General features: G+C 43.4%; 11 protein-coding genes. 7 read left to right on the forward strand and 4 right to left on the reverse strand.

What is annotated here, in order from left to right; all coding sequences use genetic code 11:
• Positions 1 to 660: 660 nt before the first annotated feature.
• On the forward strand, positions 661 to 1,275 hold the full coding sequence (locus tag W293_RS0106610; RefSeq protein WP_025651683.1) for a pseudouridine synthase: 615 nt from the start codon (positions 661 to 663) through the stop codon (positions 1,273 to 1,275).
• Between the two features lie 605 nt (positions 1,276 to 1,880).
• Positions 1,881 to 2,741 carry a DUF305 domain-containing protein gene (locus W293_RS0106615; RefSeq protein ID WP_025651684.1) on the forward strand — a complete coding sequence of 287 codons (861 nt, stop codon included), beginning with the start codon at positions 1,881 to 1,883 and terminating at the stop codon, positions 2,739 to 2,741.
• 146 nt (positions 2,742 to 2,887) lie between these two features.
• Here the strand turns inward: W293_RS0106615 and W293_RS0106620 are convergent, their stop codons facing one another.
• A complete protein-coding gene (locus W293_RS0106620) occupies positions 2,888 to 4,897 on the reverse strand; it encodes a M61 family metallopeptidase (protein ID WP_025651685.1) in 2,010 nt (669 codons plus the stop codon).
• A 326-nt stretch (positions 4,898 to 5,223) separates the two neighbouring features.
• Here W293_RS0106620 and W293_RS0106630 point away from each other — a divergent pair, with 326 nt between their 5' ends.
• Positions 5,224 to 5,709: an FKBP-type peptidyl-prolyl cis-trans isomerase gene (locus W293_RS0106630; protein WP_025651686.1), complete on the forward strand. Its 486-nt coding sequence runs from the start codon at positions 5,224 to 5,226 to the stop codon at positions 5,707 to 5,709.
• Between the two features lie 498 nt (positions 5,710 to 6,207).
• Here the strand turns inward: W293_RS0106630 and W293_RS16175 are convergent, their stop codons facing one another.
• Positions 6,208 to 8,385 (reverse strand): carboxy terminal-processing peptidase, encoded by a 2,178-nt coding sequence (locus W293_RS16175; RefSeq protein WP_037025003.1) that lies wholly within the window; start codon positions 8,383 to 8,385, stop codon positions 6,208 to 6,210.
• A gap of 717 nt (positions 8,386 to 9,102) precedes the next feature.
• Here W293_RS16175 and nagZ point away from each other — a divergent pair.
• Complete coding sequence (gene nagZ, locus W293_RS0106640; RefSeq protein WP_025651687.1) at positions 9,103 to 10,185, forward strand: beta-N-acetylhexosaminidase; 1,083 nt, start codon at positions 9,103 to 9,105, stop codon at positions 10,183 to 10,185.
• Positions 10,186 to 10,466: 281 nt separating this feature from the next.
• Here the strand turns inward: nagZ and W293_RS0106645 are convergent, their stop codons facing one another.
• Entirely contained in the window at positions 10,467 to 12,065 is a 1,599-nt protein-coding gene (locus W293_RS0106645; RefSeq protein ID WP_025651688.1) for an OmpA family protein, read from the reverse strand.
• A 564-nt stretch (positions 12,066 to 12,629) separates the two neighbouring features.
• Complete coding sequence (locus tag W293_RS0106650; protein ID WP_025651689.1) at positions 12,630 to 14,216, reverse strand: hypothetical protein; 1,587 nt, start codon at positions 14,214 to 14,216, stop codon at positions 12,630 to 12,632.
• 831 nt (positions 14,217 to 15,047) lie between these two features.
• On the opposite strand from W293_RS0106650, the gene W293_RS0106655 reads away from it, so the two are divergent.
• The 3 genes from W293_RS0106655 (at position 15,048) to purE (ending at position 17,405) form a co-directional block, all read left to right on the forward strand.
• Positions 15,048 to 15,656, forward strand: a complete 609-nt coding sequence (locus W293_RS0106655) for a rhomboid family intramembrane serine protease (RefSeq protein WP_025651690.1) — start codon at positions 15,048 to 15,050, stop codon at positions 15,654 to 15,656.
• 123 nt (positions 15,657 to 15,779) lie between these two features.
• Entirely contained in the window at positions 15,780 to 16,745 is a 966-nt protein-coding gene (locus tag W293_RS0106660; protein WP_025651691.1) for a metallophosphoesterase, read from the forward strand.
• Between the two features lie 99 nt (positions 16,746 to 16,844).
• A complete protein-coding gene (gene purE, locus W293_RS0106665) occupies positions 16,845 to 17,405 on the forward strand; it encodes a 5-(carboxyamino)imidazole ribonucleotide mutase (protein WP_084212283.1) in 561 nt (186 codons plus the stop codon).
• Positions 17,406 to 17,500: the final 95 nt, after the last annotated feature.

The following is a 17,500-nucleotide window of genomic DNA, read 5'->3' on the forward strand; positions in this document are numbered from 1 at the left end:
TCGCAAGTTTCATTGGTACTCTAGGCGCTCCATTATGCTTGCGCTACTTTATTATGGCTATGCGTGGTTATAGTTATACGTAATTCACGTCTTTAGCTAAGCGAGAAAAAATCAAGTACTTACGATCTTATATTTACGGCTCTTAAATGTGGGCATTTTGCAAATCCATTCTGAACTCACATTATGGCACTCAATGCTTTAACATAAAAAATTGAAAAAAATTTTAATAATAGCCATAGGCAGCAATGAAAAGAAAAGCCAGTTAACAATAACATCAGCAAAAAAATTATGAAAATAAGTAAAATAACAAAAATACTTTATATAAACTTAATAATTATTGATAATTTACAAGCCTAGGTAACTGTACAAATCTGATGTGCTATCCTAATCATTGTACTAAGATAAAGGGCTGCGTAACAATTTTTCTAGCGCATAACTCATGTGCAAGTATCAATATTATAAATACCACTATTATAACATGGTTTTACTGTAGACATAAAAGCGCACCTTCATAGGCTATGGCTGATAAGTTAATACATTATTTGTTGTGTGTTCTTTTTTGATTACAATAGCGTTAATTAAGTTATCAGCCGCTTCATAATCGGTCTAATTCTTACCTTTCATGCTTTATCAATATCTTTATTTAGGAAATGCTATTTTATGTCGACCACCAGTCTCATTCTGTTTAATAAGCCTTACGGTGTGCAAAGTCAGTTCCGTGATGACAGCAACAACGACCACACCACCCTATCGGAATATTTCACGGATAAGTCTTTGCGCGTTGCTGGCAGATTAGATGCGACATCTGAAGGGTTATTGATTTTGACGAGTGATGGCAGGGTTAATAAAGCCATTACTCATCCACCAAAAGCCAATGCTGGACGTAAACAAGGTAAGACTTATTTAGTACAAGTTGAAGGTACTCCTAATGCCGAGCAACGTGATAAGCTTCGACAAGGCTTGATTCTCAAAGATGGTAAAACTCTGCCTGCCGACATCAAACAGCTTAGTGAAGAGGATTTACCGATGCCACTTTGGCAACGTGACCCGCCTATTCGTGAGCGTAAAAGCATACCCACATCATGGTTGATGCTGACGATTTATGAGGGTAAGAATCGTCAAGTCAGACGCATGACGGCGCATGTTGGCTTGCCTTGTCTGCGTCTTATTCGTTGGTCAGTGGCAGGCTTTGAATTGGGAGAACTGGCAGTTGGTGAGTTTGTGCGTATCCATTTAGACAGTGCAAAACTGCGAGAATTGGGTGTTCATAATTAATCGAACCTAACATCATGTTGATGTCGGTATTATGAGGGTCTGTTGAACATTCAAATGTGGTACTGGCAGCGTCTATTTTTTAGACAATACGCAGTGAAATTTTTGACGACTAGTCGTTCTAGGTTAGACAATTTCGCCATGTATTGGTAAAAAATAGCCCTGCCCTGAAAGGCTGATACTAAAATCACCCCAAACATTGTTGTAAACCTAGCTAAGGTCTCGACATTATCGTCGGTTTACGCCTGATTTGATAAAAGGTTTGATGCGATTTTAGCGATCAGCAGTCCTAATATTTGAATGTTCAACAGACCCTAACATTAATTATCACTTTTATGAATAATATCTACCAACTATCACGTGTTCGAGTATAGATAGCAACAACAGATAATATAAATAAGATAATGGATAAATCGACACACGTATCTGCTTGAGAGAGCTCAGTCATGAAATCGAGCAAATATATTACGACCTGTTAAACATAGCGTCTCGAACTGGTAAGGTTTATCTGCTAAGATTCAGCACTTCACTGCCTTAGTGCCATATTAGTGGCGTACTTTGACTTTGCCTCTATTTATTGTTCCTCTTATCTCTTTTAAGGATATGTCATGATTCCTTCGCGTCGTTTCGCCTTGTTCGCCACCAGCATTGCTGCGGCACTTATACTGAGCGCTTGTCAGCCAGCAACCGAGAACGATGAAGGGATGCCTACAGAAAAAGTGGCGACACCATCGACTGAGATGCCTGCGAATCATGAAGGCATGGACATGGATGCTCACGCAGGTCACGATATGACAGGTGGCGATGCAATGGCGGATGAGATGCAAATGACGGATATCCTCCAAGACTACACCAAGTCAATGACGAGAATGCATGATGAGATGATGATCGGCATGGTCTATAACGATGCTGATACTGCCTTTGCGAAAGGTATGCTGGGACATCATCGCGGCGCCCTAGACATGGCAAAAATCGAGCTAAAGTATGGTACTGACGCCGCCATGCGAGAGCTGGCGCAAGAAATCATAACGGCGCAGCAAGCTGAAATAGACATTATGAATAAATGGCTCGCTGGCCATCCCGATGCAGCTAAACCCAAGCCTAATACTCAAGCGATGCAGCAAGCTTATGCCAAGAGCATGGATGCAATGCATGATGACATGATGCTAGGTATCGCTGACCCTGTCCCTGATATGGCGTTTGCACGAGGTATGTTGCCCCATCACATGGGCGCTGTAGACATGGCAAAAATACAGCTCAAGTACGGTACTGATGCCGAGATGCGCAAATTGGCTCAAGATATCATCGATGCCCAGCAGTCTGAAATTGAACGCATGCAAAACTGGATTGCCGCTAACAAAACCGCCGAGGTTAATAACAACGCTGTTAGTAACGATACTGTTGGCAATGACGCTACTGTTAAAAATGAGGCATCCACTAAAGCGCCTGCTGAGCAACCTGCTATCTAAATTGAATATGGTTCAATCGGTACCGATAAATGTACAAGCTATCACATCAAACCCCTGCTAATCATAAATGCTTAGCAGGGGTTTTTGTTTTTACTCGGACATATTGAATCATAGCTACGGTTCTAAGTATGTTAAAACTGCTCTATTTACGCTTGTTGACGTGCCATGACATCAAGCCATACCTGCCAGCTTGGCTGTACGGTTGAATGGTCACTACTATCGTCTGATACTGACTCTGTCTTTGCTAAGTACAAGCTTACTTTGTGCGGAAAGGTTTTGTCGTCTATGCTCTGCTGTTTTGCACTATTAAGCACCGCTTTAGGTAGTACGCTGACGCACATCAACTCATCGCGACGAAACAGGTAACATTCAACCTCACGCTCTGCTTTAATAAGCGACGCTAATTGCTTGGTGTCTGCCTTGATACCGTCAATAGCGATGATGACATCATGCGCCGATATACCAGCGTTGGCAGCCACACTGTCACGCGTCACGCGATTAACCTTCAGTCCAGCTGGCGTCTCACTACAGCGCATACCCCAAGGCACATGCTTATCGGCAGTTTCTTTGCTATTAACATGTATTTTTATGCCGTTTGCCGTTAATAATGCTTCAATGGGTAATTCTTCCACCCCATTGACATAGCGGCGCTCAAACTCTTGCCAGTCAGTAAGCGCCATAAATTGCCCGACAACTTTGCCCATATCGGCACTGCTGATACCAATCCGTCGGTTGTCATTCTGCGTTGCTTGGTTATAAAAAGCCTTGACCACATCAAATAACCGATAACGACCGTTGCTCTTTTCGAGTAAAGTTAAATCTAAACAAAGCGCCACCAATGCGCCTTTATTGTAGTAACTGATCCCAGCATTACCTGTGTTTTCATCATTACGATACAGCTTAATCCACGCATCAAAACTCGACTCAGCGACACTTTGATAGGCGCGTCCAGGGGTTTGATAGTAACGATTGATTTGTTCAGCCAGTAATTTAAGATAGCTTGGTTTATCAATCACGCCTGATGCTTGCAACATAAAATCATCAATATAAGAAGTAAAACCTTCAAATACCCAAAGCAGCGGTGTAAAAGCTTCACGGCGCAAATCGACATCCAACATGACATCTGGGCGTACGGTTTTTACCCACCACGCGTGAAAGTACTCGTGGCTACATAAGCCTAAAAATCGCTGATAATCGCTGCTAGGTACTTTTGGTTCGTCAATACTTGGTAAGTCGCGACGCGGGGTAATCAGGCTGGTCGAATTGATGTGCTCAAGACCTCCGTAGTCTTGCCCACTGGCAAACGTCATAAACGTATAGTCATTGAATGGTGCATCACCCAGCCAATCGAGATACGTCTGACAAATGTGGGTGACGTCTTGCTGTATCCTACCCATATTGGCACTATGCTTACCCGACAGATAAAAACGGTGAGGTAGGGTCTGATGCGCATTATCTTGGACAATAAAGTCAAATTTGTCCTGTTCAGCGATTTCAAAAGGATAATCAATCAGCTCGTGATAGCTGTTTGCCTGTAGTGCAAAGCACTGCTGCCCATCAAGTCGTAAATGGGTAGATTCAAGACCACAAGCTAAGAGCACACGGCTTTCTTGTTTATCCGCAAAAAATGCGGCTGGCACCATTAATCTCACTTGTATGGGCGTTTGTTCTTGACCATCTACCGCTAGCGCTAAAGAGGTAAAGTTTCCGTATAAGCGCTGCTGATCGACATAAGCGGTGCGAACAGATAAGTCATAACAATAGACTTCATAATAGACGTCTACGGTCTGCCCTGCTTTAATTTTTGGCAATTGCCATGTATTTTTGTCTGTCTTTATCGCGCGCTCTATCTCAACGTTTTCATTACTATCATCAGTGATTTGGTAATATACCGCGGTAATGTTGCGAGCAAACTCGCGCATCAGATAGCTCCCTGGTATCCATGCTGGCAACCACAGCTTTGGTGAGTCTACGTTTGCTGTAAAGGTAAGCGACACATCTACTAAGTGCTCATAAAAACGCTCAAAATCGAATCGATAACTGCTATCGGCTACGATTTCAGCATTCTCACTGATTGAAGTCGTACTTATTGACTTATTATTGGGAGTGTCGGTGTTAGAACTATTGATATCAGCTTTATTGGTAAATGAATTCATCGTCTTTCTCATCTTTATTTTTATCGTTATGGTAGAAGTCCTTAACCGAAAACGCAACGGGCAAACCAGAAAAAACAAGCACGCTACTCTGTAAATGATAGAAAACAACGTTTATTTTCATAAATTATGATATTAATTTGCATTTTTTATCACTTTTCCCTTGAAAGTTATGTGAGCCATCGCAATTAAAGATGCTAACTGCTAAAGTTACTTTAATAAACTGATGATAATTGACTAATGACGTGGCTATCTGGCTTGCCGATTGGCTTTTTTAGGTTTATTGCAACCGTATTTAATTTTTTACACAGATATATTTAGGATAATTTATGACTACTATCGCAAAAGACACTGCCGTCAAATTCAATTACACACTAAAAGACGACGAAGGCAACGTGCTTGACCAATCACCAGAAGGTCAGCCACTTGCTTATCTACATGGTCACAGCAACATCATCCCAGGCCTAGAAAAACAACTAGAAGGCAAATCTGCTGGCGAAACAGTAAACGCTGTCGTTGAGCCTGCTGATGGCTACGGCGAATACCAAGAACAAGCGGTACAGCATGTGCCACGCGATAACTTCCAAGGCGTTGATGACATCCAGCCTGGTATGCAATTCCAGTCAGAAGCCGGTGGCCAAGTAATGTTGGTGACGGTTACTGAAGTAAATGATGACGAAGTGGTCGTTGATGCCAACCATCCACTAGCTGGTAAGCGTTTGACTTTTGATGTTGAAATTCAAGAAGTACGTGCAGCGACTGAAGACGAACTAAACCACGGCCATGTCCATGGCGCAGGCGGCGTTGAGCACTAATCTCTATTTGAGTATTAGAAAACATTTAAACGATAAGCGAGTACGATGAAGCTTGTCGTTTATCGTAAAAGGTCAGTAGATACGTCTACTGGCCTTTTTTTATGTTTTACGGCTTATCTATAAAAATACTTTATCCCAAACGTAACAAAGCCGCATAACGACGAGCGCTATGCGGCTTTTATCACCAACCATCCATGTTAACGCTACATGATACCTAATCCCGAGGCATCCTATAACTAGCAGGCATCCAGCCTTATTATCCCTAATTAGCAAACCATCTATCCCTGATGCGATCTTTAAGATACCAATCCCTAGTATCAATGAACTGTTTCGTTCAATCGTGCCGTACAGTTATAATCGCAGATTGACCCAAGGTTAGTAAGAGGTCGAAGCGTCAATCCATGTAAGCATATGCTTACATGGTTGTTTATATGACCGCTTTTATGGTTCGCTCATATACGGCTGCTATAGACTCTCTTCAGGGCTAACCGTTGCTTTTCAATCAGCGCTGAGCATAATATAAGCCGCTTCATTGATAAAAGCTTCGTCTTCAGGTAGCTCTGGACGCTCATTGGCTTTCATTTGACTACGCTCTTCAAACTTCGCATCCATCGCCGCCTGATAAGTGTTCCAGTTGGCATACGGACGCTCACCTGTAGCGATAAGGCGCTTATTCTCCGCTTCTAATGAACGCTTTTCGATCAGCTGCATTTTGGCACGGCGGCTATTGATATCGAGATTGACAGGCTTTTTCTCATCATCCATATCGCGAATGTCATTCAACGCAGATAAGTAAATAAACTGTGGATCCTTTTGCTGACGAATTGTAGACTGCTGGTTCAGCGTCGCTAACGTATCGCTAGTGAATTTACCTTCAGGCTTATAAGGCGCGGTTTTGATGGTATCCCAAGGCAGCGCTTTTTTCTGTGCCCGCTCGCCAAAGGTAGCATCGTCATAGATATTAACCAATTCGACATCGGGGACTACGCCTTTATTCTGCGTACTGCCGCCGGTGATACGATAGAATTTACGTTGGGTTAAGGTCGCTGAACCCAAGGCTAAATTGTCCAGCTGAATCTGGGCAGAGCCTTTGCCAGTTGTGGTACTGCCAACCACCAAACCACGGCCATAATCTTGAATGGCGGCAGCAAAAATCTCACTTGCAGAGGCAGACGCTAAGTTAGTAATGACCACCATCTTGCCGTCATAGAGTTGTTCGCCACCATCGTCGTCACGGTATACTTGGATGTTGCCGCGATTGTCACGGATTTGGACCAGTGGACCACTCTTAATAAAGAAGCCGAGCATTTTGGCCACTTCATCTAACGAGCCACCAGGGTTGTTGCGTAAATCAACCACGAGGCCATCGATGTTTTCTTTATTTAATTCTTTGAGCGCTTTTTCGGTATCGATACTGACACTACGATAATCTTCACCGTTACGGCGCGCCTGATAGTTCAAATAAAAGCTTGGTATCTCAAGGACACCAATACGCTTGGGTGTTTTATCGATATTCGGACGCTGTACTTCTACGACGCGCTGGGTAACGCCTGATTCTTCTTGCTGAATAATATCGCGCACCACAGTGACGGTACGGGCGCTGGCTTCTGGTGCGCTGGCCTGACGTAGCTTGAGCGTGACTGAAGTACCGCGCTTACCACGAATGAGACTGACGATTTCACGCGTCGACCAACCGACTACATCGGTCATGTTTTTGCCGTCTTTGGCGATACCAATAATCAAGTCATTGGGCTTAATCTGTCCCGTTTTTGCCGCTGGCCCACCATCTACCAAGGTCACGATGCGTGTATAGTCTGGGTTTTTACGATCTGGCCGGATAGAAACACCAATGCCTTCTAACTGTAGACTGGATTGAATCTGCAACTCTGTCGCTTGAATAGGTGCATAATAATTGCTGTGCGGATCATAAGTCAGCATCGCTGTGTTTAAGATAGTCTCCATGATTTCGTCATCTTTGAGACGCTTAAACTGCTCTTGTTGACGTGACAAACGATTGAGCAAAATCTCACTGGGCGTGCGCTCATCATTACGGATCAAATCCTGACCACGAGTGATGTCTGGATTATTTAAGAAAACTTGCTCTTTGGCTTTTTCATCTTCTTGACCCAAAGTGATACTCATCAGCTGAAACTTCAGCTGACGCGCCCAATAATCACGCTGTTCTTTTTTGGTCTTAAAATGGCTAAGCTTTTCGCGGTCAAGGACGATGGTCTCATCGCTGGTCAAATCCAGCTCCGTCTTTAGCATTTTGCTTGCCATGGCAAAATATTCGTTTGAGCGTTTACGATAGCGCTCGAATACCTCTACCCCTGCAGACAAATCACCACGTTTGAGGCGATCACCGAACTCGGCGGCATATTTTTTCTTTAGCTCATCAACATCAGATTGCAAAAACAAAGTATGGTTTGGATCAAGGCTATCAATATACATAGACAGAATTTCGCTGCCTGTTTTGCTATCGAGAGACTGATTGAGATAGTGGCTGCGATCCAGCAAGGCGGCGACCTGACGAGTAGTGACTTTTTGTTCAGGTGTCTGGACGAAACCTTCGGTGTTGGTATCTGCCACTGCGGTACCGTAGCTCTGAGTAAGAATAAGACCGGCGATGCCCACTGACGCTGCACTGAGTAACCACTGTGCTGGTTGTTTTTTCATCATATCTACCTAGTTATTTTAAGTTAAAAGTATTATTAATTTTCATCGAAAGAATTTGCTTGGTCATTCCCTATGCATCAAATTTAGTTATTCTCTTACAGCGCTGCTTTTCACAAACCATCTTTATGGCATTCACTTTATATTGCATTAACCTTGTTATGAATTTGACGATTTCTAAGCAAGATACTTTATAAGACTTCAGCATTGGCATTACCTACTTCAGCATTGGTATTACCTAATGATATTGCTACTTAATAAAATGACTGCTTTATCATATTGATCGTTGAACAAAATACTGCCAACGTCTTGCAAAAAATCAATCAATACTAGCATGAGCATAAATGTGCAACTGTCTCAATCTGTATAAGCAATATTACACTTTACCTCGGTACATACCAAACTTTCTAGCATATTTATTAGCGATGGCTGCTGCTCGCTGCTTGACAGATATCGGTCATTCATTTCGGTCAATTTAACCAGTAGATTATGCGCAGCTCACAATAGCTGTCATAATATATCGATAATAGTGAGTGATTATTGCGCTTATTTACCCTGATTGATGGTGCGCTGAGCTCATAATATAACACTGAATAGTCGATTCTATTTGCCTTTGTTACAAAGGAAATTGCGTGCAGTTAGGCAGACCGTACTGTACGCTGATTGATACAATAATGGTTTTAGAGTAGATGACTGATATAACATAATAAGGATCACGCGATGTATGGCGTCTTAATGATTGATATTGATAGTACCGCACTGACTGCTGAAGATGTGAGTTTAATCAAACAAGCCCAAGTTGGTGGGATCATCTTGTTTGGCCGAAATGTCAAGGATGCCGCGCAAGTGCGCGCAATGTGTGACGATATACGCTATCACAACGCCGATATCTTGATCGGTGTTGATCAAGAAGGTGGGCGCGTCGCAAGATTACGTGAAGGTTTTACCCCATTGCCCGCGATGGGGCGACTGGGTGAGTTATTTAATCAAGATCCTAGCCGTGCGCTTAGCTGCGCTTATGACTGTGGCTATCTAATGGCAGCAGAAGTGCTGGCCGTGGGCATAGATCTGAGCTTCGCACCGGTACTCGACACAGACGGTATTAGCCAAGTGATTGGTGACCGTAGCTTTCATCAGCAGCCGCAAGCCATTACGGCTTTGGCGACCCAGTTTATGCGCGGTATGAAAGCGGCTGGCATGGCAACCACTGGTAAGCATTTCCCCGGTCACGGCGCCATCGCTCCTGATTCTCATGTATCAGAAGCGATCGACAGCCGCAGTTTGGATGAGATTATGCACAGTGACATGCAGCCGTTCGCCCAAACGCTGCCTTGGCTTGATGCGTTGATGCCAGCGCACGTGATTTTTTCACAGGTAGATAACAAGCCAGCGGGATTCTCTAAAATTTGGCTGCAAGACATCATCCGTGATGAGCTAAAATTTGATGGCGTTCTATTCTCTGATGATTTATCTATGGCAGGCGCGCAAGCAGCTGGGGATGTTAGCGCGCGCGTCAAAGCAGCGATTGAAGCTGGTTGCGACATTGCTTTGGTATGCAATGATAGAGTTGCGGCTCATGAAGCGGCCGAAGCGGCGCAAAACTTGCCCTACCCCAATCAAAAACGTATCAAAACCATGTGCGGGCAGATACCCGTTTGGCAAGGTAATCTTGAGGCGACTTGTCAGCAATTTGACTATTGGCAGCAAGCAAAGCAGAACGTCACTCAGACCTTTTTTAATACCTCGGCAGAGCAGCCATCTACAGATCATGCGGCATCAAAAGATCCTACTGTCTATAAATAATAGCCTGTCATTTTTTTAGTAAATCCATAAATATAGTCAAAATATCCTAAAATCGCGACGGTATTGCTGATATCAATTTTTTGTCGCCTCTGTCTGCGCAGGCACAGCAAGCAACAAAAATGGATATCAGCAGTGCGTGATGGTTCGATATTACTTTTCACTGACTATATATGCCAAATCTATAGCAAATAAAAAACCGCATCTTTTTTTAGATGCGGTTTTTTGGTATTAATGACTTTTAAATATCAATAGTTTTCTTACTATCAATAACTGTCTAAAGACTACTGAGTATTAACTTGTGGATCTACTACCGTCCTACGACTTGCATCATCACCATCTGGCAAGAGATCATCATTGTTGCTGTCTAATGGGTTTAAGTCCGGATCAAGGGCATTGTTAGTGATCGTCATACCATCATTTGCACTGACAGTCTCATCATTGACCAAAAACTCAATACGGCGGTTGCGGAAGCGACCTTGTTCCGTTGAGTTATCAGCGATAGGATCTGTTTCACCCATGCCTTTGGTGCTCAGCTTGCTCGCATCGATACCTTGAGAGACTAAGTATTCTTTTACAGATTCGGCACGGTCGCGAGACAGCTTCAGATTATAAGCATCCGATGCTTGGCTATCGGTATAACCAATAATCATCAGATTCATATCTGGGACGTCTGTCATAATCTTGGCAGCGCGGTCAAGAAACGCTTTATTAACATCAGGAATAAAAGCTTTATCTACTTCAAAGTTAATTACTTGTAGACTTAAAGCACGGGCAACATCACGTGGATCTGGATTGTCTCCAAGGTTTGACATAGCAACATCGGCTGCCGCTAAACTATTATCAATTTCACCCTGCAAATCTAGTGGCCCCTCAGCTTGCACCGTCATCGCTGGTGCAGCCGCTTGTAAATCAGCGACCAGTTTATCCAACGCTGCTGCATCTGGTGCATTGACAGTAATGTTATCACCTTTAATAATCATACTGGCGTTTGGTACATTTTTGACAATAGGTAAGATAGTGGCAAGTTGCGCAGCAGCTGGCATGTCTATTGCAAAATTATCATCAACATCGGCGCGGCACTTATTGGCTTCATCCCCAAACGCACTGGTAAGCGCATTCATGACATTGGTCTGTAGCGTCTCATTACCCACATTCATGCGGCAAGCGTACAATTCACTATTTTCACCAGTAGCAATGCTCAATGAGGCAGGCTCAACAGCAGCAGCAACCGCTGCACCATCGCCTTCCGCCGCTTGCTCTTGGGTGACAGCAGGCGTAGCGACAGGCTCAGGGTTGTCTTGGCAGCCTCTCAGCAAAGCCCACGCCAAAGCACCTAAAATAATCAGACCAATAATAGGCAGCAGCGCTTTCATAAAGCTGCCTTCTTTCTCTTCTTCACGTTGTAGCGGTGCGGTACTGACCGTATCAGACATTCGCGCACCTGCAGGAGCAGCGGCAATCATACCGGCAGGCAGAACCGCACTTGCCCATGCAGGGATATGATGCTGATAGCTAGCAAGGTTGTCGTTCAAAAACTGTGGCACCGGTGTGGTTCCTGCCAAGCTTTTTATTTCATGGTAAGCAAGCGGTGCTGCCATCGCAATCAAACCACGAGATGCAGTGACATCGACATTGTGTTTGCCAGCCAGCTCGCGAGCTATCTGGTCACGGTGAGCGCTATCCGTCCATACCCGATCATAAAATCCTTGATCGTCACGGGCGATATTTTCGTTAGCAAAACGCTCATGCGTATCTTTGTCTGCCAAACGCGCCGCAAAAATAGCATAAAACTGCTCAAGTAGATTTTGTTTAGCAGGGCTACGGTCATCTCCCAATACTGCGGGGCTGACTGTTCGCGTTAAATGACTGATAATATCCATAGTATAAGTCCTCCATTAATTCTTATTAATATAATTTGTCTTTTGAATAGGAATAAGGTTTTTTCTCAGAATTATTAGAATTTACTTTTTTATTTTTTAATTCACTAAAAGCAAAGTCGATAATTATGATGGTAGCAACTATTTACCTATTCGTTAAAACATCTAAAAAGCAAAATCATCATGCAAGTCACTATAAAATAAATAGCTGTAAAAAAGGTTCGTCACTATTAATTCACTATTTAAGCACTATAAAAAAGCAACAAGCGCAATTGATGATGATTACATTCAACTTTCGTTATTATAAAAGTATTAAGGTATTTTTCACAATCAATACGCTGTTGTGCAAATGCTACATTAAGTAATGTTTCAGTTGTTACACGTAACTAGAAAGCCGCTGAAGTACAAATCGCTAACACAACAATAGTAAATAAGGTCGTATGTGTATTATTTATTAAACAGTCATTTTCAATAGCAATAAAACGATTTGATTTTATCTTCCATATTATTTATTTAAAAAAAAAGTTGTGATTACGGTATGACTCATACTAAAGCTCAGCGACTGACCTACTTATTTCTTACTTGTGCAGGTTCAGCGACGATAACATTACTCGCCATATCCTCTACTTCAGACAAAGAGATGGGGCCTGACGGCCTATTGTTTGTAGAGGAATTGCTATTTGAGTTACTATTTAAATTACTAGGTACATTAGTGAGACTGCCATTATTACTGCGCACCGGATTGTTGCGTGCTGGCGCAGGCATCATACTATCGTCCGTATCGTCATCGCTTGCTTGATACTCTCCAGCACCATTATTGCTTGCATTGTTGTTATAGGCGTCGCTATTAACATTGTTTGTAGCGCTGCCACTGGAGTCAAACTGAGGGTTCTGACCATTCATAGCCGCCATATCCTCTACGCCACTGCCATTGTTAGGTAATGGCAGTGGTGCCGCGCTATCAATCATCAGCGCTGGCGCTAACGTACGCATATCAGTGACCAAACGCTGTAATAGCATACTGTCTGGTGCTTCCAAGCTCACCCGCTCATTTTGCAGATGTAGCCGAGCAAATGGCGTTGATCTCAGCATGGTCAAGATATTCGGCAATACCTCTGTTGGCATATTAGCCATACTCTTAGCCACGCCCGCTTGTATCGTCAGCTCACAGATACCGGCCTGCTCACCAAAACTTGTATTAAGCGCTTGTTGCAACGTGCTTTGTAGCGCCTCATCGCCAACCGTTGCGCTACAAGTATAGAGACTGCCACTATCGTCTACCCCGACGATTAGCTCAACTGGCGTCAAAACCTGTGGTGCTGGCTCAGTAGGGGGCGGGGCAACGACAGGCGCAGGCGCTACAGGTTCTACTGGCGCTTTTATGTTGGGCTTGATCAATAGCGCCCATGCGGCAAAGCCCAACGCAGCAATGGCGGCTATTAATAAAAATACCCGTACCAATAGATCGTTGCGTTGATTACGGGTGCGAACTTTTTCCCGTTTCATGCTGCCATTTTCTGCTAAATGATGGGCAGCAGGGCTGGCATGGATAGCATCAGAAGCATTATTTATATCTTTATTGCTATGCTTATCTAAATGCACACTAGCATTTAGAGAGCTATTGCTATTCTCTGTAGCCGCTTCTATTGGCGGTGCTGGCATTGCTGCTGTATTAGCAGATGCTATGACATTTGGCGTATTGCTAGATGTCTGAATATCTTGAGCAGCGCTGATAACTGGTGCTGACCATATGGGTAAATACTGGCGCAAGGTGGGCTGCTCTTTTTGCAAAAACGCAGGCAAAAACTGTCCACTCGCCAGTGCCTTTAGTTCACGGTAAGCCAGTGGCGCAGCATTTATAAGCAATTGGGTGGTCGCAAGCTCATCGATATGATGAGTGGCGGCAAGTTCCTGTATGAGTGTCTGCCGCATATTTGGGGCGGGCCAGAGCTGCTCAAATAAAGGGCTTTCTGTCACGCTATCAGCAACGATCACTTGATCAGATCGCAACAACTGCGAATATACCTCTGGCAAAGCCAAGCGTGCGGCCAAAATCGCATAAAACTGCTCAAGGAGACTGACATGGGCAACGCTGCTATTATTGCCTAGCACAGCGGGCGTGACGCTTTGTTCTAGTTGTTCAATGATACTCATGACTGACGGCCTCTATCGGCTTAATATAGTTAATCCTAGTGAAATCAGATACAGTGTCAGGCTCGTTCAGTCTACTATTTGCAGTCCTGTCACTCGCTTTTCTTGTATCTAAATTCCTTTCAACCGACTATAGTTTATATTTATAAAAGCAATAAATCATTCCTTATCACTTTATTTGATGTTTTTTCTACAAACTTATGCCTTATAAATGGCACTCTATAAAACAGCTATATCCGTGACAGTGCTTATGGTACATCGCTTGTATGACCCAGCTTATAATTTGTACTTACACTTATATCAGCAGCACTATAGACTGCTGCTATCAACGTATTTAGCGCTACCGTTACTGTCAGTATACGAAGCATTACTTACTCATCTTTATACACTGCTATATTGTTAGGGTATATCTTCAATTCACTCTATAGTCATCTAAATGGGCTAAAAATGGCTAAATCTTGCCAAACATCGTCAAATAACTGGTTAATATCCTGATATTATCTACGCTATTTTTCTTGTCTGACGGCAATTTATCTCATTTTTATCGCCATTTTTGAAATGAAGACGCACCCTAATAACAAATGATTATTAAAGCACAATTCTCTACATAATGGGTTTTTGCTTTATTCTTGTCGCTGTTGACGTAATGATTAGGAGTTGGCATGGGAATTGCCATGTCACTACTTATTATTATTGACCGTCTTATCCATTAGCAATTTGGGCATAATATTATTTACACATAGTATTTAGGCGTAGTATATATACATAGTATTTAGGCTTTTAACATTGCCATATTACACAATCACACACTAGGCTCGGCCTAAGGATTACCCTTTGTTTAACCACACGACCCTTATCATTATTATTACTGTTATTGTCAGCTTGCTTGCTTGGCAAAACAAAGCGCTATTTAATCGGCTTATTTTTTATCCGCCTGCGGTAAATAATGGGCAATGGGATCGTTTCGTGACGCATGGTTTTATCCATGCTGATAGTATGCATCTGCTGTTTAATATGTTTACTTTGTATTTTTTCGGTCGTGCTATCGAAGGGTTATATCAATCGTTTTTGTTCGGTTATGGTTTCGTAGTGTTTTACGTATTGGCTATCATTGTTGCGATGATTCCAAGTTATCTTAAGAATAAAAATAACGCCAGCTATCTCAGCCTTGGCGCCTCAGGTGGTGTATCAGCCGTATTGTTTGCTTTTATTTTGCTTGCACCATGGGAAAAAATCTATTTATTCGCGGTCATTCCTATCCCAGCGATATTATTTGCGGTCGCTTATGTGGCTTATAGCATCTATGCGGACAAACGCGGTGGCTCAAACATCAATCATCTGGCACATATGTGGGGCGGCGCGTTTGGGATAATCGCCACTATTATTTTAGAGCCACAAGTGCTACCACACTTTTTAAATGCACTATTATCGCCAGGCTTTTAGTAAAGGCTAGCTTTTAGAGCAATTTTTTAAAAATTTTTTTTGAAAATAATTAAACCCTTATTAACTTTATCGCTCTACTTAAGCGGTTAAATACGTTTACATTTTAAGATTAGACAACGAATTATGATTATAGATATTATCGGTGACATTCATGGTTATGCAGACAAGCTAGTCGGTCTACTCACCCAGCTAGGCTATCGCCATAACGGACAATGTTTCGTGCCGCCAGCAGGTCATCGGGCGTTGTTTATCGGTGATTTGATCGACCGTGGGTCGCAGCAAATGGCCACGTTAGAAATCGTGTTTGCCATGCTAGATGCTGATGTGGCCGATGCAGTCATGGGCAATCACGAATACAATGCTTTGGCTTTCGCGACGCTTGATCCTAATAATCCTCAGGAATACCTACGCTCACACAATGAGATACATATGCGCCAACACGAGGCCTTTTTGGCAGAAGTACCGTTTGGCTCAGAGCGTCATCACTATTGGCTACAACGCTTGTATGAGATACCCTTATGGCTTGAGACCGACTATGCTTGCTTTGTGCATGCTTGTTGGGATGTAGACAGTATGGCGGTACTGACGCCGTTATTGACTGCTGATAATTGCTTAACGCCTGAAGCACTTGTCGCCACTGCCCAAGAGCATAGCGAACCTTTTGAAGCGTTGGAGAGGGTATTAAAAGGTGTGGAAACCCCGCTACCTGCGGGCATGGTAATGGTTGATAAAGAAGGAACTGAGCGCACACGAGTACGGGTACGTTGGTGGCTTGAAGGCCTCAACGAACGTACACTATATGAGGTTGCGCGTGCCCCTTCATCAGCATTGGCACAAATTCCAGCGGATATATTGGCAGAAAATATCGACTTTGCGCTTAAAACCGATAAACCCGTATTTGTCGGTCATTATTGGCTAACTGGGACGCCTGAACCATTGAGCCCGCAAGTAGTCTGTACTGATTATTCGGCAGCGGTCGATAGCGGTTATCTAACATGCTATCAGCTCGATACCGAGCAGCCTTTGCCACTCAAAGCCGGTAATTTTGTGCAATATCGCCACGACAAAGACCCAGTGATATCGTCATAATAAAAGCGCTATTCAACTCGCTTTCGCATTAATCAGTAAACTTGGCTTTACGAAGGCGGCAAAATTTTTGTATGATGGTCGTTTTGAGGATATCAAAGCATGAGCACTCTATCAGCTAGTGTTAACTCTGTTGAGCAAAACAGTCCAATCACCTCTCCTGCTGGTCAACCAAAAGTTGGTATTATCATGGGCTCGCAGTCTGATTGGGCGACCATGAGCGCCGCTGCGCAATTGCTCGCCGACTTTGATATCGCTTTTGCTTGTGAAGTCGTGTCAGCACACCGTACACCTGACAGATTATTTGACTATGCCAAAAACGCTAAGAGCAATGGCTTACAAGTCATTATCGCTGGGGCTGGCGGTGCAGCACATCTGCCGGGTATGTGTGCCAGTCAAACGCCGCTACCGGTCTTTGGTGTCCCTGTAAAATCCTCGATGCTCAGCGGTTGGGATAGCCTATTGTCTATCGTACAGATGCCAAAAGGCGTTGCTGTCGGTACTTTAGCGATTGGGGCGGCAGGTGCTTATAATGCAGCATTACTGGCGATTCAGGTCTTGGCCTTGCATGACGACGTAATCGCTAGCAAGCTAGATACGCTACGCCAAACACAAACTGACACCATTCTCGCCAGCCCCACACCGGGCATTATCAACAACTAGATTGGCGATAATGGTTAGAAAATATCAAGACCAATCATTTAGACTATAAAATCTAACCGTCAAATCCAACGATCAATGTTGTAAACTTGATATTT

The sequence above is a fragment of the Psychrobacter sp. TB67 genome (assembly GCF_000511065.1).
GTDB classification, from domain to species: domain Bacteria; phylum Pseudomonadota; class Gammaproteobacteria; order Pseudomonadales; family Moraxellaceae; genus Psychrobacter; species Psychrobacter okhotskensis.

Excerpts from the sequence above, each read along its gene's own strand:
- nagZ (WP_025651687.1), top strand. The coding sequence starts at position 9,103 with ATGTATGGCGTCTTAATGATTGATATTGATAGTACCGCACTGACTGCT.
- W293_RS0106620 (WP_025651685.1), bottom strand. The coding sequence starts at position 4,897 with ATGAATTCATTTACCAATAAAGCTGATATCAATAGTTCTAACACCGAC.
- purE (WP_084212283.1), top strand. The coding sequence starts at position 16,845 with ATGAGCACTCTATCAGCTAGTGTTAACTCTGTTGAGCAAAACAGTCCA.
- W293_RS0106615 (WP_025651684.1), top strand. The coding sequence starts at position 1,881 with ATGATTCCTTCGCGTCGTTTCGCCTTGTTCGCCACCAGCATTGCTGCG.
- W293_RS0106660 (WP_025651691.1), top strand. The coding sequence starts at position 15,780 with ATGATTATAGATATTATCGGTGACATTCATGGTTATGCAGACAAGCTA.
- W293_RS0106630 (WP_025651686.1), top strand. The coding sequence starts at position 5,224 with ATGACTACTATCGCAAAAGACACTGCCGTCAAATTCAATTACACACTA.
- W293_RS0106650 (WP_025651689.1), bottom strand. The coding sequence starts at position 14,216 with ATGAGTATCATTGAACAACTAGAACAAAGCGTCACGCCCGCTGTGCTA.
- W293_RS0106645 (WP_025651688.1), bottom strand. The coding sequence starts at position 12,065 with ATGGATATTATCAGTCATTTAACGCGAACAGTCAGCCCCGCAGTATTG.
- W293_RS0106610 (WP_025651683.1), top strand. The coding sequence starts at position 661 with ATGTCGACCACCAGTCTCATTCTGTTTAATAAGCCTTACGGTGTGCAA.
- W293_RS16175 (WP_037025003.1), bottom strand. The coding sequence starts at position 8,385 with ATGAAAAAACAACCAGCACAGTGGTTACTCAGTGCAGCGTCAGTGGGC.